Here is a 17,829-nt window from a genome sequence, read left to right as displayed (position 1 = left end):
CTTCACTGAATTAAGTTAGGGGGGGATAGAAAGGGTCATATTAAGAAGCAAATTATATATTGGCGAAACACTGCATAACTAAGAATTACTGGATGGTTTACAGGCTTAGACTTAATCATCCTTGAAACGAAAAACATAAGTCAGAATTTAGATTTTAAAATAACTAACCTGGCCGTTGCAAAAGATAAAATTTCAATAAATGGATAGAAAACTCCATTTCTAGGGGTGGCCCCCCCTCAAAGAACATTGGAGTTGATAGTTTGGTTAAATCAGGTAGAAAGACGAGCTACTCACAACTACAAAAAACTGAATATAGAAATAGTTTAACTGTATTATTTTCCTTAGGAATGTTGATTCACGAAGATGATGTTTTAAAACTGTATTCTGACTCTAATGACTTTGAGGCTATATTGGCTAAAAAGGTTTGGCTAACTGAAACAATACAATTAATAAATAAACGTTCATCTACTAAAGAACTAAGTTCGATTGAAGTTGGATCATTAGTCAACGATTACTTAGGACGTGATTGGGGGCGGGAATCTAAAAGGAGAAATGGAAATGCACTTTTAAGGTGGTATAAATGGGTTAAAGAAAAAGAACGCGTAGCAAGTTAATATTAATGAAGAAACAACACAAACAAAAATAAAATGACATACCTAATGACATACTTTTTGTCATTTGTGTTTATTTCCATATATTTTTAAAATAGAGATTAAGCCCTGAGAAGTGTCAAGGTACCGACTAATTAAACTTTATTTATAGCTATTTATGCAGGAGAATCCATGGGCGGCATGATCTGATAATTCTATATATAAGAGGACCCATAAAAGCAAAATGGGTCCTTATATATGTATAGATAATTTCCATCCCTCAATTAGCTTTCCATTTGCCAGGGTCCTCTGGCGCCCAGTGAATTCCACATTTCATCTGTTAGAATCTTGTTCGAGATACTAAGAAAATTATTTTGTCGATAAGCAGGAAAAAGAGTTATAGCTTCAAGAGTTTTAAGACCTAATGCAATGAGGAGATAATAATTGTTAGATAAAATAAAGGACATTATCTTGCTCTTACTAAAAAAAGTTATTTATCAGCACTCGCACTATCCTTAACTTCACCTGGTATTTGTGGGAAAATTGAATACCCACATTTAAAAAACAAAAGAGGAAATCGTAAAGTAGGAAAGCAATATGCAGCATAGTTTGATAATTAAGTGAACCAATATTTTACAGATAACACAGGTTGGACAAATGATTACACTAAAGCTAATAATCCTGATGGAAATTCTGATATAAAAAACTGGGGCGAAAAAGAGAATCAAATTTTTTTATCTATGGGTTTAGATAGCAGACTCAATTGGTTTATCTTGGGAAAACCAAACTAATAATGATTTAAGAATAATTAAAACAAAAATTGTTAAGATAATACCTTTCAGCTGAAAGACAAATGTACTCACATAATTTGTCTATATTAACTCTTGAGGGGTATAGAAAACTTACTAAAAGAATATAGTTAGTGAATTGAGGAACGTATTACATATAGTCGTAAATCCATTTGGGGTATAATTGGGGTAGGAATTCTTTATTAATGCCCATAATTTGCATTAAGAGGTCATTGGAGATACTAAAAAATGTTGATTTAATGGGTTTACACTACTCTACCTTAATAGTTTCATACCTACCAATAGCCTTCTAAGTTGTGTGTTAATGTTAGAAGGGTTTCTAGAAACTAGGAAGATAAAGACTATTTTTTGACTGGATTTTGACTGGTTATTAAGATCGTTTATTAATTTTTCAAGCCTCTCAAAAGTTCATAAACTTTTGAGAGGCTTTTCTTTTATTGTAAGAGATGAATGAGGCAAAGGGCTGGATATGAACTAATTGTTATTAAGTGACATGGTTATCTCAAAATGAGTCTTCAACAAACGGGCAGTCTAGTGGAAGACTCAGTTTCGATAACCTAAAAAAAAGCGTTCTATATTGAATGCTTTTTACCAAAGCTTGCTGGTGTACTAGGGTTTAACATGCTTAGTCCAATACCTTTTTAGTAAATGATGGAATGTCAACACTAAACCAGACAATTTTATTAAGGTATATAGGGACTTGTATTCCACTGGGTTTAAGATGTCCAAAGTACTATGTATTCTTTTTATTATTAAACCAATGGATATAATCAAATAAAGCCAGGTCCAAGACCGATTGACTTTCATATACTTGGTTATGTACAGTTCTGTCTTATTGATAACCTTAAAGGTATTTCAGCTACGGCCTTTACAGCAAGCGTATCCGAATACTTTGTGAACACACAATAACTATATGGAACAAAAAAAACCGCATTTTTAACCAGATTTGACTGCTTATTAAAAATGTGGCTTTTCTTGTGAAATCCTTGATGGAACCCTGTAAAAGGAGCATCGACGACCGAATCTCTTTTCTTTAGTCACCACGTCTTTCTTCAGATGGTTCCTCATCAAGATCTGGCTCTTCTTCATCCATGTCAAACGGGCCATCTTGTCTTTGACGATCTTCAAAACCATCTCGCTCTCTAAAGTTTTCGTTGACATCATTCCCTGGACGCTCGCGGTTATCATCATTATAACGTGTTGGCTCGTAGTTAATGTTCTCCTGTTGTTGTTCATCGTTGTCTCCATCTAAATTACAACCAGTTAAAATAGTAGAACACATAGCAATCGCCATCATCATAATTAAAAATTTCACTTTCATACGATATCCCCCTCTGACCCTATTGTTTTATAATCAACCTTAATATTTGCAATTTCATTTGTTTTATACCCATATCATTTAAATTAAATAATCATTTCAGGCTCTTCTAGAGTTCATGCGTATTGGCATAAGTCACCAGATTAAAAATGAAACATTCAGCTACACTAAAGAATGTTTCTGATTGCATTAGGAACTTAAAAATGACAAGGGGTGTAGAAATGAATGGTCAACAAGGGCGAAGAAATTCATTTTTAGCATTAGGCACAGCTGGAGCGATTGGTGCAGCTACTATGTATGGTGTTTCACGAATGAACCGTAATGGAGGCTTCAAGCAAGTAGCAGAGCGAGCTAAAAATAACCAAGCAATGCAAAACTTGCAGAACACACTCCCTAATATGAATGGCGAAAAATAACCACAGCAAAATTAAAGGAGAGGCTGGGACAAAACTCGGCTATAAAGTAAAAAGGAGCCCTACGAACCAAATTGGTTTGTAGGGCTCCTTTATTTATATTAGATTTTTTTTCGTTTGAATTAAAAAAAAGAGTACCATCTGATAAAATTAAAGTTACCACACAATAACCATCGGAGGTGCTCTTATGTTTAAACAGTATAACATGAATCAAGTGATTTTGCCTATGGACATTGAAATGAAACTTCAGGAAAATGACATCGCCTATGCCGTCCACGAATTGGTCGAAAGTATCCCAGGTGAAGCCTTTTCTGAGTTCTTACGTGATACCGGATGCCCGGCTTATCACCCACGAATGATGATGAAGGTTGTCTTGTGTGCGTACACTCAATCGGTGTTTTCTGGCAGAAAGATTGAAGCCAACGCCAATAAATTTACCTTTGTGTGGCGAAAGGCCGTCGAAAAATATAGTGCGAGCCTCATCGAGAAGTCCAACCGCATGTATGATGAATTGATCGAAAAAGAAGTCATTCCAGAAATTAAGAGGGAAACCCCTGAAGAATTGTCCGTAGAAGAGCTTTCCACCATTACGGAAACGCTGGAAGAAAAAGTTGAAGAATTCACTCAAAAAATCGAGGAGAGTGACGACGTAAGCGTGCGAAAGCAAATGCGCTCCCAACGCAAAGAGCCGAAGCAGGCTCACAAACAGTTCAAAGATTTTGTGGCTCGCAAGCAGAAGTATGAACGAGATATGGAAATCTTCGACGAACGGAATAGTTATTCGAAGACAGATCATGAATGCGACGTTTATGCGGATGAAAGATGATTATATGAAGAGCGATAAAAAAGGTAATTCTAGAAGTTCATAAATCCCAGTAAAATATTAGTGATAAATGCATGGCATAAATGGGGTGATTCAAGGTTTTTGTAATGGGTAAAGGAGGAGTTTTAGATTTGTAAAAGGACCTACAAATTCAAGCCTTCATGTAGGGGCGATCATTGCGTAAAGTTATAGTGATGTAAGGAAAGACCCTACTACTATCATTTGTTAGTTGAAATGTATGATGAAGAGGTAGGACTACTATACTTACGCTGATAGCTTTCTTGTTTATATAGAATTAATTCTAAGTAAGAGACCTATCTAGATTAAGTAGAATTTTATTGTTATCAATCATGGGATAATTTCAAAAACAGCACCTTGGTTAAAGTCAGTCACTTTCATAGAGCCATAAACCCCTAAATATAATCTGGTCTGGTCTAGATTCGTTCCTAGATTAACGTAATAAGCAGATTGAGACCCAAAATTATAATCGGTTTCAATAACACTAAAATCATTTAGTTGACAATCTGGTCTTACTCTTATATAAGCTAAAACTCCTTTAACTGGAGTTTGAGATTCTTCCTTCCGGGCAAGATCGGTAAATACAACACTTCCCGTTAAAGCGGGGATTCCTTCTCCCTTATATGGATGGACTCCTGTAAGTGCAGTTCCCCAAAACTTATCGGGTCGGGGATCTTTATGGAAATAACTAGTTAAAGGCTTAATACGCCTCACTGAAGTTTTAATTGCTTCATTGTAATAAGCAATAGTTTTCTCATCCAAATTCGGATTTGCAGAGCAGCCTCTTATAATCGAAGCAGGAAAAGGACCTTCCCATCCTCGCCAACCAAAGTTAATAAAACCTTCTTGGTCAGGTTCAGATTTCATTAAAGAAGCTTGAATAAGCTGAGTAACCGGTATCGGTTTATAATGAACGAATGAAAAAATCGATTCCACCAAATCCTGCCCGACATTTCCCACATATTTAATATACTGATTATAGTACCTTTGAAATGAAATCCCCGGGATATTGCGAACCCCTTTGGCCATTACCGAAAGTGTTTCCTGAATAGGTACAGGTAGTTCATTAAAACGTGTGACTACGGGTGGACTATAGATAGATGTATTTTTATCTACATCAATTTCAATTATTTTACCCGCGATTTCCATCTCGTCCTGGCTTAAATTAAATGGATCATAGCCTGATCCGCCATCTCCGGTTGTTAAAACAAGTTTTCCTGTTTCAGGTGAAAAGTTTAAGCTATTAACACCATTATGATTGGAAAATGGTCTTCTTAAGTTTAGTAATGCCCGTCTTTTTTGAGGTTGACCACTTGATATTAAAATCCATTCTTCAACTGTGTCAATATGGTCATATTGCGTATCCCTATTTGTCCACTTTAGGTTTAAAGTGTTCTGATCACACGGGGCTGGTTTAAAAGATTCAAGAAGAGCTCCAGGACCTTGTGTTCCAGCTGCTGAATAATGAAGATAAAACAAACCATTATAATAAAATTCGGGGTGAAACGCTAGCCCAAGCAACCCTCGCTCATCATATCCACCAGAAGCACCTAACTTTATAATACGCGGGCGAATATCTAAAAAAGTCCTAATACCCCCGTTCCCTATGTAAAAGATCTCTCCTACCTGGGTTGCAATAAATAATCTCTCAATTGAGTCACCCGGAAGTATAACTGTTTTCAAAATAGTAGGTAAGTTTATTCTATTTACAATAGGACGTAATCTAACTTTAACTTTTCTCAATTAACTTTACACTCCCTCTAATTGTTTTCTTTTAAAATGAATATGATTAGAACTGTTCTAATAGTACCAATTAGGGCTACAGCATCTTAAAGGCATTGCACCATTTCCGTACCAGATTCATGCAGAAAAATATCATCAGTATTTGAAAGCTTTCCAGAATAGTGACAGCTTATCTTGGAATAATTACCAGCATAAACTTCTTTTTTGCTGCATTTACCTATTATGGGGGGGTCAGATGCGGCCATTTTTAAAAAAAGAAACATCGAGGGTTTTAGGAGATGAGTTACTTCCAACTATTGAAGGTTATTCTAAGACAATGCGGATTGTAATTGGGGCCTTATTAGGTTCCATAGCTGTTATTTTTCAATCAGCTGGGATTTTCACTGGGATTGGTTATATACTGAGCATGATGAGCACTGGTCCTCTGGTGCTTGCTAGTCTTTTGTCACTCAGAATAGGTGTGATGACTTATTTCGTAACCATATTTCTTTTGGCAATACTCCAGCCAACTGAACTATTAGTGTTTGTCTTTACAACAGGATTATTAGGACTGAGTTTAGGCATGGCTCTTAAGTATTTAAAGAGAGGCATATTTATTATTCTATTTGCAGCTTTATGTTTGACAATAGGTATAAGTATTTTGTTATATGGCTTTAAATTTCCAATACTGGGACCATCGGTAACATCTCGCTTTAACAGTATGGTTATTTTAGGGACATTTGTCTTTTCCTTATTGTATAGCTGGATTTGGAAGAAATTAAGCATCTCTGCGTTCAAAGTTCTCAACAAAGTTTTTACTCGACGATTATCTTATCGGAAATAAGGTTTATCTTTGAAAGAAGCAGTTAGAGATAACTGCTTCTTCTTTATGTGTGCCCGGCATGGGTATAAACTCTAGGGTTCAAGTCCCGAACGGCGAAGGTCGTTGTAGCCGCTAGTTAAAGGCAAGGGTGTCCGGGGCAACCTGGAATCTGAAGGAAGCCGGAGACAAACTTCCGCCCTGAGGAACACGAACCTCATAGAAGGCTGTCTGGGATGAGTCTGCATAACAAGTCGAAGTCCCAACGACCAAAGGGGCAGGCAGTAAATAGGCAGGGATGTGGAAGGGAAGTTTATGCTTTTACCCGGGGAGGTCTGATGGGAAAGCCGTACACATGCGGTAACCGATTCCTAAAGAATCGCTGAATCATAAAATGAGTACTATTTCCCTGGCGTACGCGTCATCCGATGACACAGAATATACCAACTAAAGACGAGAGAGAAGTGAATTCTTCGAGGGCGCCGTTAGGGTGGAGGATTGATGCCACACAATAGACGAAATGGTCACGTGGAGGTTAAGAAACATGTTGGAACACATCCTACACCGGAATAATTTGAATGACGCCTATCTCAAGGTGACAAAGAACAAAGGAAGTCACGGCGTGGATGGCGTCTCCACCTCCGAACTGAAAGCTCAGATTTCGGAAGAATGGTACACCATCTGCAACCAACTTCAGAAGGGTACGTATCAACCGTCTCCCGTCCGTCGAATCGAAATTCCGAAATCGAACGGAGGCAAACGGAAGCTAGGGATCCCTACGGTGATGGATCGTATGATCCAACAAGCGATTAACCTCTATCTTCAATCGATGTATGACCCGATATTTTCCACGAAAAGTTATGGATTCCGACCAGGAAAACGGGCACATGATGCGGTAAGACAGGCGAAAACCTATATAGGAATTTATAAGTCAAATTTCATTTGTAAATGATGAATTCACACAGACAAAAGAAGATGTAAAAAGATGTTCTAATCAAATTGAATGCTTAATTGCAGATGAAGATTTTAATAAGCTTGCAAACAAAATGTGAGTAAAACCCTGGTTGCAAAAGAGGTTCTCTATAAAGTTTTAAGTGGGGAAATTACTCCTGAGAAAGATATAATTAACAGTTTCGAAAGATTATTCAAGAAACTAGATATTATATAAGCATGCTGATGCTGGCTCAAAATGGAATGACATACTATTTCTCATAAGTGATTAGGTTTCCTTGATTATGTTATTTCAGTTGATTACCTTACAAGCTTCTACTTTCAGTATTTTGGGATGTCAATATTCTCTATTTATTTAGGCCATGGGCGGCATAATGTAGGAAATTCCCTGCATTATCCTTTCTATGAAGCTGTACAATGCATAAATAGTTAGTTATAAGAAGACTACTTTCTTACTGAAATATCAAAGGTACTCAATTGGAGAAGAACGGTTTTCGTTATCTCAAACGGTTGGTCATTTAAACATGGCTAACTGTCCCATGTGGTGCCTCCTTTACTTTCGTGTCGTACTATGCATTAACTTCTTCCCATGCAATAGGAGTAAATATTGTTTCGCCCTTTAATTTATACGCATAAGACCGATTCAGCTAAGTATGTGAAGGATATCCAAAAGTAACATGGTTGTTCTTGGTTTGAAGCAAGGAAGAAGTTTTTTGAGATTAGAGATCAGAAGAAAAAAAAGGCCGAAGCGATAATGCTCCGGCCTTCAGATGAACAATTATATGTGTAAATCCCCCATTTACAGTTATGTACTACTTAAAAATATATAAACATGAAAAATCCGAAGCCTAAGAAGCTCCGGTATGAGATGTTAAAGGATGGAACTAGCCTACAGGGAATCAAAATGGGTTAAACAGCTAGCCCTGTTAATCATTGTGTGCTATTTAAAAGAGCTTTAAACATAAAAAAATCCGAAGCAAGCACCCCGACTAACTCTATTATAACAGGGGGCTTGCTGAAATGGGAGATCCAGCAAAGAATTTAGACATGATTGCTTAAGTTGATTTATATGAAAATGCTGTTTATGTAGTGAAAGATGGCGAAAGTGAAATGGTTAAGGCTCCTGCTCTTGAAAAAGGGTATGGAGCTCTGATGATCAACTGGCAAGGAGGAAAGCCTTGTCACGGAAAAGTGGAACATACTTTTAAGCTCTAGTGTGTTTTGGACCATATTGTGACAAAGGACGGAAAAAAAAGCACTATAAAGATGCTTTGAAAGGGTTAAGTATTGGGTGAGGTAATGTACCCCAATATTCATCTGTGAAGCTTTGATAATCAAATAGAAGATCACCTTTCTCATCAGTGTGATGTAGGTAAGATAAAGCAACCGTTTCATCCTTTGTTTTCCCTATCCCTTGACCAGTTAAAGTTTCAATAACAATGAAATATCTTTTCAGTTAAATCACTCCTTTAATTGATCCTGGAAGGCATTAAATTAGATCCACCAAGTGCTTTGTGCTACGACCAATTCGATCAAGTTTATAAACGACCACCGTATCTCCTTCACGTAGATACTTAATCATTTTCGTGAATGCGGACGATCTTTTTTGGTTTCAGTGATCTTTTCCTAGTAAATTTTTTTCTCTTCTATGCCATATTTCTTTAACGGATCAAACTGCATATGTAAATTTTGATCTTTTGTACACACTCTGGCATACCCTAAAAACATTATTAGTAACTCCTTTTGAAGTTCGTTACTTGATTGTGATCAAAAATGAATGTTTATGATACATTTTTAGAGTTTATGGATATAAGTGTAATTTGGAAAGCAATTGTAATGGTTACAGTAGGCTAATGTCAGTGTAGTAGAGATTCTCACTTACTGTCCAACATCAAAAAGGGGCTTTTTAGATTTGGCTAATGGAGTTGTTCTGAATTAGGTGAAGTTCTTTTTTGATTTAGTTCCTCAAATAGATTTGGATTAAAATCAATCGATGGTTGCTGAGCAGGAAATGTATAACCTAACTGGGACATAAGTTGTTTAAACTCACCAACAGTTAATGGTTCGGAATCAGATATTAGCTCGTATCCTATTGGATAGCTAAGGGATACGCGGTGACCAAGGCTTTGCGGTCAAACAAGTGAGTGAAGGACGTCCTGCACTCGGCTACTCCTAAAAAGAAGATGGAACTAAAGTAATCGACGATTAAATCAAGGAATGGTTGATGGAGCTTGTGGAAGGAGACGGGTATGCCTATGGCTACCGTAAACTAGCCAAATCGCTTCGTCGACAAGAACGTCTCGTCCTTAATAAGAAAAAAGCCTATCGTTTGTGTAAAGAACTAGTCATTCTACATCCGTAACGTCAGCGAACTCCTAAACATCCTCGCGTGCGGGCGAAAAAACCGCACTGTGTCAGGTTCCAATTAGTTGTGGGAAGTTGATGTGAAGTATGGCTATATCGCAGGCGAAGACCGGTTCTCTTCGTCCTATCCTATATCGTAGTATCAAAAACTTTCATATTGGACTAGAGTGTACTGCGAAACAAGTAGCTCAGGCACTTCAACGGGCTCTGTTAAGCGTCAGCGGTTTGATGATGATCAAAGAGAACTGACTATTCGTAGCGACAATGGACCTCAATTCACTTCCCTCGCTTATGGGACGGTTCGGCGTGGAACATGAACGGATTCCACCCAAAACGCCAAATGCGAATGCCCATATCGAATCGTTCCACCGTCTTCTTGAAGATGAAGTGTTTCAAGCGAGAGGAATTTGAAAGTTATGCGCATGCCTATGAAGCTTTGGAGTGGTATATCCAATATTACACCGAGCGCCGTATGCATGGTAGTATTCAAGACCTCGCTAGGGTTTATGCAAGGTCAGGAAGCGAAAGCGCGGTAGCAATTACTATAAAATCAAAGGGATTATGAGTCATCATTTAAAAGTAAGCCACTGTATTGTCCAATCTCAGGGGGTTGATCCAGTACCTGATATTCTTCAAAATTCTTCTGCCAAGGCCCTATCTCTTCTTTCACTGGAGATAGGTGCCTTTGATATTGAAGGAGAAATCGAATGTACATGGTGAGACAAAAGGAGTTACTCATATATAAACTTTGTTTGAACCGGTCTCTTTAGCTACTTTTTTTAACTTATGAGCTTTCTCTAAAGCCCACTTATAAAAGCGTTAGTTCTTGTTTAAGAACCACTTTAGCGATGTTGTCAAGCGTTTTTTCTCTTTACATCTCGAGATGTTTGAAATGGAGTAAGTTTGATGTCGGTGAATACAGGGATCCGAAGATCTTCTTTTATTCTGGGAAAACTTAATCTAATATCGTTAGGAACAGATCTTTTTATCTTTTAGTCTTTAAAAGAATTCCCTCTATAATTTCAAAAGGTTCTTCACCTGTAATATGTTTGTGATACTCTGACATACAATGTTGAATTTCGTCGAGTTTACGGTTGTTTTCTAAGATTGAAAAAAGTCGTTCATCTAATCCTTTATTTTCATTGCTCGTATTGTTCAAATCAAAAATAATTCCTAATTTTTTAAGTTGTTTAAGGTTTATTTCCTCTTGTCCAGGCAGAGCATAATAAACAAATATAGGTTTTCTTTTAAAGAGGCTTTCGCTAATTGTAACTCCCCCAGGTTTCGTCAAAATAACATCAACATGATCATATAATTCATTCATTTTTTTCCTGCAATCAATATATTGTAAAGGAGTAATGTTCTCTTTGTTCATTTTTTTTAGCTTATGAAATAAATCTTTATTTTTTCCGCATAGAACATATAAATCGACATTTTCCTTTTTCGCTATTTTCTCGACTAAACTCTCCATAGAACCAACGCCCATACTTCCGCCTGTTATTAAAAAAGAGAAGAATGAGGGTTTCAATGTTTTTGAATACTCTTTTGATATTTTTTGTATTTTGTTATGAATAGGGATCCCTGTTATGAAGATTTGGTCCTCTTTTACTCCTTTACGGATAAGTAGTTCTTGCATGTGATGAGAGGGGACTAAGTGAAAGTCAATATTCTGGACTCCCCATAAACGATGGATAAAGTAATCAGTATAAACATTTATGACAGGTATGTTTAATTCATGATTTTCTTTTAAAAAATTTAACATATAAGAAGGGAGGGCGTGTGTACACACGATAAGGTCCGGCTGCTTTTCCTTTAGCAGTTTGCGCATGAAATTGAGGAAGAGCCCTTCATACAACCGATATCGTTTATTCTCTTCAATATTTTTATTTACGCTATCTTGATAAATCCTATTATATAAAGCAGGGAGTGATTGGATCCATTTTAAGTAAAAGGAGGAGACCATGGACTCTACTTTGCCATAACTGTGGGAAAGGATATCTATTTTTTCACACTTATAATCACAGTTTTTTTGTGATAGTGCTTCTATTAATGCATCGGCAACTTGATGATGACCTGAAGGTATTTGCAAGAAAGGTAAAAATAAAATTGACTTTGAAGTTTGTTTCATAATAACCCTCACTCATGTTTTGTTATTTTTCATAATTATTCCATGGATAGCATTCCACCAATTACCTTAGCAATTACTTGAATTTGTCTGTATAATTTTCTAAGGGAAGGAGTGAGAGAATTGTATATTTTGTTATTCTCAATTTTATCCATTATTTTGTTCTATTTATATACAAAAGCCAATAACAACACCAAAGATGCTGTAATCAATAAAATTCAAATTGATCAAGAACAGACAAGCGACCGTAGTCCGATTTTAAATATTTTGCAGCTTTCGGATTTACATCTTGAAAATATCTCAATCACACCAGCGCAGCTTTATGATCAAATAAAAGACCAAAGCGTTGATCTAATTGCTCTTACTGGAGATTTTCTCGATCGACAGCGTACAATCCCTAGACTTGTCCCTTATTTAGAAGTACTCAATAAATTGGATGTAAAATATGGGATTTATGCGGTATTAGGGAATCACGATTACGTTTTACGTGGGCAAAACTTACAACTGTTAAAAGAAACATTAGAACAATTCAACTGTAAAGTTATGCAGAATGAAAATGCTGTAATTTACGTACAAGGAAAGCCTGTAAATATTATCGGAATCGATGATTTTAGTACAAAACGCAGCGATTTACCAAGTTCTTATCATGGTATTGAGCAGGGGACTAACTTAGTTTTAACTCATGATCCAAATATCGTACTATATATGAAAAAGTACCATTTTGACTATTTGTTAGCTGGTCATTTTCACGGAGGACAAATTTGTTATCCTAAAGCCTACCATCTTATTAAAATGGGGAAGCTTGCAAAAATGAATATAATTAAAGGGCTTCACCTACAGGATGGAAAACCATTCTATATTAATGAAGGACTAGGACAAACTGGTGTAAACATTCGAGTTGGAAGCCGACCGGAAATTACCTTTCATAAGTTATCGATCTCATTCAAAGAAGAAAAAGCATTACCTGCAATGTGAGCTTTAGGACAGTTAATTCATGAATTAGCTGTCCTGTTTTCTATGGATTCAATCGATACATACTTGCTAGTTTCTCCTTGGACATAAATAAATAACTGGGTAAAGTTTTCTTTCTAAAGGATGGGGTTGATCCGAAAAGAATTGAAATAGGTAAGAAAGATGCAAATTTGAATATCTTATAGAGAGGGTTTGAAATATTAAAAACTTCAAAACCAACTAGCTGACAACCTCTATTCAATGACGTTATTCCCAGAATACCTTTAATATTATCTGAATTTTTATGGCTTCTTATATATTGCTCCACCCCAGGTAAAGACTGGGTTACGTGTTTATAAATTACTTTTGCTTTGACTATTTCATTATTTACATTCTTAATTTCAGCTAACAGTCTAACATTATGAAAGTGAATTTTGATAACCATGTCATTTTTTTGGATGTTAGTCCCATCTGAAAGAGTTAAGGATCTTCCTTTATAACGAGTAGGTCTTACTCTGAAAATATTTTCTTCCTCCCCTTGATTAGATAGGTAAGAAAGGCGTGTGAACTTAAAATAAATTTGGTCAAATATACTCCATATTGATATAAGGTAACCTCTCATGCTGTTCTCTCCCTTTTAATATTGTTTTTTCAACTAGCCAAATCGTTATTTTATTAACTGGAATATCCATTCCTTAAAGTCAACAACTCGGTTGTGTTTTGGTCGTTTATCTGTACCAACAATAATTAATGGTGATAGGGAGTCTTTTCGGTGCAACGATCCATGACCAGCTCCTCCTAGATGAGTGGGAGAACGTTGTCCAACAAATTCAAATCCTGGTTTGGCATCAACTACAATGTATCTTCCCTGATGAGAATGAAGGGCTCCATATAATCTTGCAAGTGCATCAGGATAACTTCCGTACTTTACTTCGTTTTGATCGTTAACAGACAGGTCTAGAGCGTTAAGATTCCCGCTTATGTCCCAAGATTGTTCGTATTGATCCAGAAAGTTCCCGTTAGGTCGGAATATTAGCTTTTCCTCTGATTCTGCAGCCAATACATGATTATTTCCGTTCTCTTTCCATGCGGTAAACCCAATTCTTGAATCTTTTTGTAGGTATGATGCTACTTCGGAATAAGAGATGTTTTCGTCTAATAAATTAATATAGGCCATGCGTTCATTGACAGATAGAATCATTTCGTCACCTTTTTTTATGGGCTCTCCCAGTTCTGGAACACGATAGTTTTTATTGAGTGATGTTAAATCAATAATCGCTTCGTTTCGATTTGCTTTAATAGTAGATTGGGCACTATCACCATACACAATCCAAATCGCTTGTTGTGCGGCTTTCTCCCATGAATCATACGAATTCAGAACAGTTTGAATCTGTTGATCCATTTTTTCGATCCCTTTTAAGTCCATAAGTCCATTTTTATGAACTTGATGATCAAGGTCCGGAAAATACGAGAGTGTGAAAGAGGGAAGTTTTCTATTTTTGACCAAGTATTGAAGTTCGTTAGCAGAAAAGGAATCGTTAAAACCCATACCTTGCCAAATGTTATCGTGTTTCTGATTTTCTTGGTTTAATTTGGATAAAATTCCCATTGATAATAAGGTGGGTCCATTTACTTCTGGATTTTCTGGTAAGAGATTGATTGCCGAAGCCAATTTAGGAATGTTTAAAGTATGATTGTTATTTCCCCGGTAAAGAAGCCCATTAATAGATGCAGAATCCTCTTGAAGTTCACTAAGTTGTTCATAAATGGTTTCTACATTTTTGCTTAAATGGTTTTCATTTAAGTTGAAAAGACCGTCCTGTAGTACTTGCTTTAACCCCAATTTAACGACTTCACCTTTGCCACTTCCATAATTAATCAAACGTTTTTCACCTTCGTTAAACCAGACCAATCCAGGAACCTTATGTTTATCGGGATAAGTTCCTGATAACAATGTACTGTCAATTGTCACAGACATAGTTGGATAGGAACTAACAATTTGAGGTTCGTAGTGACCGTTTTTCATTAAAAACTCTAGTCCAGGAGCCTTTCCATCATGTATGGTCTTTTGTAACGGTTCATCCATAAGAGAATCAATGACGAGCAGTATGACGGGTTTAGAATTCGGATTTATTGTTCGGTTATTCTGATCCTGTGTAGGTGTTGATAGACCATACCAGTGGATAAAAAGAAGGGATATAGAGATTATTAGGCTTACGATTATCAATGTTTTTATCACAATAAAACATCCTTTTGTTTTTACTACTTCCTTCATACGTGAATAGTATGGATGAATTGATATAAATTAATTATAAGGAATAACTGAAAGAAATGGAAAAACGTAATTTGTATAAATGGTGGTATCCTCTTCAAACTAAAGGCGTTACCAAGAAAAGTTTTAAAAAATATAATCCAATTTGAGGATGCTGGTATTTATGAATAATCGACGTAGTATGATGACTTCATTACTCGCTTTGGGGGCGACTGGAGCAGCTGTTTACGGAATTACAAGGGGAGTTAGAAATGGTACCTTTCAACAGATTCCCGAAATGGTTTCTAATGGACTCAATAATCAACAAGATCAAAAAATGGCAAACCCATTAGAAGAAATGGCAAATAACGAAGCGTTACAACAAATAGTCCCGAACCAAAATGACCAATAATACCAAACTATGTTAAAAGCAAAAAGGATAGATGATAGATCTCCATTGGTGAGACTTTTTGACTTTCGATAGTAACATATTGTAGTTGGATACTAGCTTATTTAGCTTTTCCACTTACTTGGTAAAACTTTGGACTTTTTCGCTATGAAGTAATATTTCAAGAAGCTATTTGGACTCAAAAAATTAAAATAGGAGGAAACAGGATGCCATTAGAGGAAGAAGAGCGAATTACTATCCCTGATAAGAACGGAGAAGAACACTTATTTGAAGTATTGTACACATTTGATGTAGAAGGAACCAAAGGAACTTATATTGCAGTAGCACCTGCCGAACAAAAGGAAGGCGAGGACATAGAAGTATTCACTTTCCGTTATGAGGAAAAAGTGAATGATGAGGACGATCTTTCCCTATACCATATCGAATCAGATGAAGAGTGGAAAATGGTTGATGAAGTACTGGACACTCTAAGAAGCGAGGAATTAACTTAATATTTTAGGCTTACGGTTTACTGAGCCGTGAGCTTTTTTGCTTATAAATAAATGTAAGGGCTTACCAAAGACAAATGAGGTAAGTCTCTCGAATGATAGAGATGACCTTCTAGCCTTTGGTACGCTTTTTTATATTGCTTTTGTAACCGAGTGAGGTCTGAAATGTATACATGTATACATGTATACATCTTAAGTTTATGGAATAGTGCTGAATTTAGTTGGAAGTGTATTCGTACGCTGAGAGGGTGATGGTAGGAGAGACATCTATAACATATATATATGTTAGTGAACGCCCTAAGGCATTCACTCCAATTTATTCTTCGGTAGAATGATGAATTAAATGTAGCCTTATCAGAACACCAGTTTTCTAATATTGAAAGGTTAATTAAATCAAATTTAATATTTATCTATCTTTACTCCCTTTGATCTATAACCTTTAATTAATGTCGGATCAGTTGGTTTTCTTAGCCGATCTAGTTCTTTCACTAATAAATAGGTTTCAATGTTTCCTGTCTGTTTAAATACACTCCAAGATAGATCATGCACGAGGATCTCCCCTTTCATGTGTTATGATGACATGCTTAGGTTGCTTCATCTGAGAAAACGATAAGATTTAATATTTTCCAATCTTAATTAATGCGTGACGAATGGTATCCAAAAAGTCCTTGGAATCCATTCTGAACACCAAATCTAATAATTACAACAATAATTTTGAGAAAAAAAAGTTTTAAAGGTCCCATTGAAAGCTCATTGTAAGTATTACTATATAAGATAAAGCAAAAACCATACTACCTAGCATACCGTCTCTTAATATGAATTTTTATAATTGTTCTGAAAATAGAATCAATAGCAAGGGTCCTGTAGAGACAAAAAAACAGGGATGATCCCTGATCCATTCTTTTCTTTTATCATGCGATAAAGAATTTTTTCTAATGAATCCGAATCAATGTTTGAATAAAAACGTTTGATCTTCGTAACCTCTTCAATTTCCTTGGTTTTATTTAAGGGTTGACCTTTTTCATGTCTTTTTAATCTGATTATAATTTATGTGTATCACCACGAAACAAAATTATCGTCTCTTCGTCGAGTTTTGCAATACAGAAACTAACCTTTAAGAAAGGGAGTCAGCTTTTGCATCGATTCCTCCATTTTTTTCGCGTTCTTTGTATAAAGACTTTTGGCTGACTGAGATTCTGTCGCTAAGGCAAACAACTCTAAATCGGCCTGGCATTTTTTTATATTGGCAAGCAGTAGAGGTCTTTCTTGTGGTTCAGGAATTTGGATTTTATCGTCAAATAAGTCGACGGTAAGCGCACCATAAGAATCGATCTGGCCGAGGAATACATTCTCAATAGTGATATTCTTCTTGTCTAACTCCGTTTGTAACCATCCTCGGTTTTTTCCGATAGAATCTAAAGGTTCGTCTAATATTTCTCCGTCCATTATGACGGTATGAGGTTCCTTTTCATTCACACTGGCTAAGCCAAGATCCTTGCGTGTCAAAGGGCGATAATCTTTCTTGGGAAGGGCACTTACTTTTCCGTTTGCTTCGAGCACAGCATATTCAACTTCAGAAAGGTCAAAAATACTTTGTCCTCGTAATAATTGTAGTAACTCGTCCGTTGTATAGTATTCTTTTTTTAAATTTTCCTCTAATACTTTTCCATCTTTAATGATCACAGTGGCTGATCCTTCTACAAAGTCGCGGAGACGCTTACTATGAAGAGATAAGATTTCGACAATAAAGGGAAGTCCGGCAAATACTACAATGCCG

General features: G+C 36.3%; 20 protein-coding genes and 3 pseudogenes. 14 read left to right on the top strand and 9 right to left on the bottom strand.

Annotation, left to right across the window (positions count from 1 at the left end):
• The first annotated feature begins 260 nt into the window (after nt 1–260).
• Nucleotides 261–614 (top strand): hypothetical protein, encoded by a 354-nt coding sequence (locus ACFQIC_RS07495; protein ID WP_204706089.1) that lies wholly within the window; start codon nt 261–263, stop codon nt 612–614.
• A 596-nt stretch (nt 615–1,210) separates the two neighbouring features.
• A complete protein-coding gene (locus tag ACFQIC_RS07490) occupies nt 1,211–1,381 on the top strand; it encodes a hypothetical protein (protein ID WP_390217021.1) in 171 nt (56 codons plus the stop codon).
• Nucleotides 1,382–2,098: 717 nt separating this feature from the next.
• Here the strand turns inward: ACFQIC_RS07490 and ACFQIC_RS07485 are convergent.
• Nucleotides 2,099–2,210: pseudogene (locus ACFQIC_RS07485) on the bottom strand (IS3 family transposase); the annotation flags it as partial.
• Nucleotides 2,211–2,432: 222 nt separating this feature from the next.
• Nucleotides 2,433–2,720, bottom strand: a complete 288-nt coding sequence (locus tag ACFQIC_RS07480) for a hypothetical protein (RefSeq protein WP_204706091.1) — start codon at nt 2,718–2,720, stop codon at nt 2,433–2,435.
• A gap of 218 nt (nt 2,721–2,938) precedes the next feature.
• On the opposite strand from ACFQIC_RS07480, the gene ACFQIC_RS07475 reads away from it, so the two are divergent.
• Together ACFQIC_RS07475 and ACFQIC_RS07470 are read left to right on the top strand one after the other, a co-directional pair.
• Nucleotides 2,939–3,133 carry a hypothetical protein gene (locus tag ACFQIC_RS07475; protein WP_204706093.1) on the top strand — a complete coding sequence of 65 codons (195 nt, stop codon included), beginning with the start codon at nt 2,939–2,941 and terminating at the stop codon, nt 3,131–3,133.
• A 184-nt stretch (nt 3,134–3,317) separates the two neighbouring features.
• Nucleotides 3,318–3,969, top strand: a pseudogene (locus ACFQIC_RS07470) (transposase); the annotation flags it as partial.
• A 332-nt stretch (nt 3,970–4,301) separates the two neighbouring features.
• Here the strand turns inward: ACFQIC_RS07470 and ACFQIC_RS07465 are convergent.
• The gene (locus ACFQIC_RS07465) at nt 4,302–5,714 is read right to left on the bottom strand and encodes a PQQ-dependent sugar dehydrogenase (protein WP_204706095.1); all 1,413 of its coding nucleotides are present in this window, start codon (nt 5,712–5,714) and stop codon (nt 4,302–4,304) included.
• Nucleotides 5,715–5,949: 235 nt separating this feature from the next.
• Here ACFQIC_RS07465 and ACFQIC_RS07460 point away from each other — a divergent pair, with 235 nt between their 5' ends.
• The 3 genes and pseudogenes from ACFQIC_RS07460 to ACFQIC_RS07450 all read left to right on the top strand — a co-directional run.
• Nucleotides 5,950–6,537 (top strand): hypothetical protein, encoded by a 588-nt coding sequence (locus tag ACFQIC_RS07460; RefSeq protein WP_204706097.1) that lies wholly within the window; start codon nt 5,950–5,952, stop codon nt 6,535–6,537.
• A 520-nt stretch (nt 6,538–7,057) separates the two neighbouring features.
• A complete protein-coding gene (locus ACFQIC_RS07455; RefSeq protein WP_204706099.1) occupies nt 7,058–7,465 on the top strand; it encodes a reverse transcriptase domain-containing protein in 408 nt (135 codons plus the stop codon).
• A gap of 1,070 nt (nt 7,466–8,535) precedes the next feature.
• Nucleotides 8,536–8,679: pseudogene (locus ACFQIC_RS07450) on the top strand (DUF3954 domain-containing protein); the annotation flags it as partial.
• 274 nt (nt 8,680–8,953) lie between these two features.
• Here ACFQIC_RS07450 and ACFQIC_RS07445 read toward each other — a convergent pair.
• Entirely contained in the window at nt 8,954–9,046 is a 93-nt protein-coding gene (locus tag ACFQIC_RS07445) for a recombinase family protein (RefSeq protein ID WP_390217020.1), read from the bottom strand.
• Between the two features lie 642 nt (nt 9,047–9,688).
• Here ACFQIC_RS07445 and ACFQIC_RS07440 point away from each other — a divergent pair.
• From ACFQIC_RS07440 to ACFQIC_RS07425, 4 genes are all read left to right on the top strand, one after another.
• Nucleotides 9,689–9,826: an IS3 family transposase gene (locus ACFQIC_RS07440; RefSeq protein WP_204706103.1), complete on the top strand. Its 138-nt coding sequence runs from the start codon at nt 9,689–9,691 to the stop codon at nt 9,824–9,826.
• 308 nt (nt 9,827–10,134) lie between these two features.
• Nucleotides 10,135–10,239: an integrase core domain-containing protein gene (locus ACFQIC_RS07435; RefSeq protein WP_204706105.1), complete on the top strand. Its 105-nt coding sequence runs from the start codon at nt 10,135–10,137 to the stop codon at nt 10,237–10,239.
• On the top strand, nt 10,211–10,393 hold the full coding sequence (locus ACFQIC_RS07430) for a hypothetical protein (protein ID WP_204706107.1): 183 nt from the start codon (nt 10,211–10,213) through the stop codon (nt 10,391–10,393). Before ACFQIC_RS07435 ends, ACFQIC_RS07430 begins: the two co-directional genes overlap by 29 nt.
• Nucleotides 10,390–10,548: a hypothetical protein gene (locus ACFQIC_RS07425; RefSeq protein ID WP_390217019.1), complete on the top strand. Its 159-nt coding sequence runs from the start codon at nt 10,390–10,392 to the stop codon at nt 10,546–10,548. Before ACFQIC_RS07430 ends, ACFQIC_RS07425 begins: the two co-directional genes overlap by 4 nt.
• Nucleotides 10,549–10,813: 265 nt before the next feature.
• On the opposite strand, the gene ACFQIC_RS07420 is transcribed toward ACFQIC_RS07425, so the two are convergent.
• Nucleotides 10,814–11,956, bottom strand: a complete 1,143-nt coding sequence (locus ACFQIC_RS07420) for an MGDG synthase family glycosyltransferase (protein WP_204706109.1) — start codon at nt 11,954–11,956, stop codon at nt 10,814–10,816.
• Between the two features lie 120 nt (nt 11,957–12,076).
• On the opposite strand from ACFQIC_RS07420, the gene ACFQIC_RS07415 reads away from it, so the two are divergent.
• On the top strand, nt 12,077–12,928 hold the full coding sequence (locus ACFQIC_RS07415; protein ID WP_204706111.1) for a metallophosphoesterase: 852 nt from the start codon (nt 12,077–12,079) through the stop codon (nt 12,926–12,928).
• Nucleotides 12,929–12,968: 40 nt separating this feature from the next.
• On the opposite strand, the gene ACFQIC_RS07410 is transcribed toward ACFQIC_RS07415, so the two are convergent.
• Nucleotides 12,969–13,526, bottom strand: a complete 558-nt coding sequence (locus ACFQIC_RS07410) for a YkoP family protein (RefSeq protein WP_204706114.1) — start codon at nt 13,524–13,526, stop codon at nt 12,969–12,971.
• 45 nt (nt 13,527–13,571) lie between these two features.
• Nucleotides 13,572–15,143, bottom strand: coding sequence for an alkaline phosphatase family protein (locus ACFQIC_RS07405; RefSeq protein ID WP_390217018.1), 1,572 nt, complete (start codon nt 15,141–15,143; stop codon nt 13,572–13,574).
• Between the two features lie 196 nt (nt 15,144–15,339).
• On the opposite strand from ACFQIC_RS07405, the gene ACFQIC_RS07400 reads away from it, so the two are divergent.
• Complete coding sequence (locus tag ACFQIC_RS07400) at nt 15,340–15,567, top strand: hypothetical protein (protein ID WP_204706124.1); 228 nt, start codon at nt 15,340–15,342, stop codon at nt 15,565–15,567.
• A gap of 203 nt (nt 15,568–15,770) precedes the next feature.
• Entirely contained in the window at nt 15,771–16,055 is a 285-nt protein-coding gene (locus ACFQIC_RS07395; RefSeq protein WP_204706126.1) for a DUF1292 domain-containing protein, read from the top strand.
• 396 nt (nt 16,056–16,451) lie between these two features.
• Here the strand turns inward: ACFQIC_RS07395 and ACFQIC_RS07390 are convergent, their stop codons facing one another.
• Both ACFQIC_RS07390 and ACFQIC_RS07385 read right to left on the bottom strand, forming a co-directional pair.
• Nucleotides 16,452–16,601: a YqzL family protein gene (locus ACFQIC_RS07390; RefSeq protein ID WP_204706128.1), complete on the bottom strand. Its 150-nt coding sequence runs from the start codon at nt 16,599–16,601 to the stop codon at nt 16,452–16,454.
• Between the two features lie 558 nt (nt 16,602–17,159).
• On the bottom strand, nt 17,160–17,829 hold a 670-nt coding region (locus ACFQIC_RS07385; RefSeq protein ID WP_390217017.1), incomplete at its 5' end, for a DUF421 domain-containing protein.

It is taken from the genome of Halobacillus seohaensis, assembly GCF_042663045.1.
Lineage (GTDB): Bacteria > Bacillota > Bacilli > Bacillales > Halobacillaceae > Halobacillus_A > Halobacillus_A seohaensis.
This window is presented reverse-complemented; position numbering and strand designations above follow the sequence as displayed.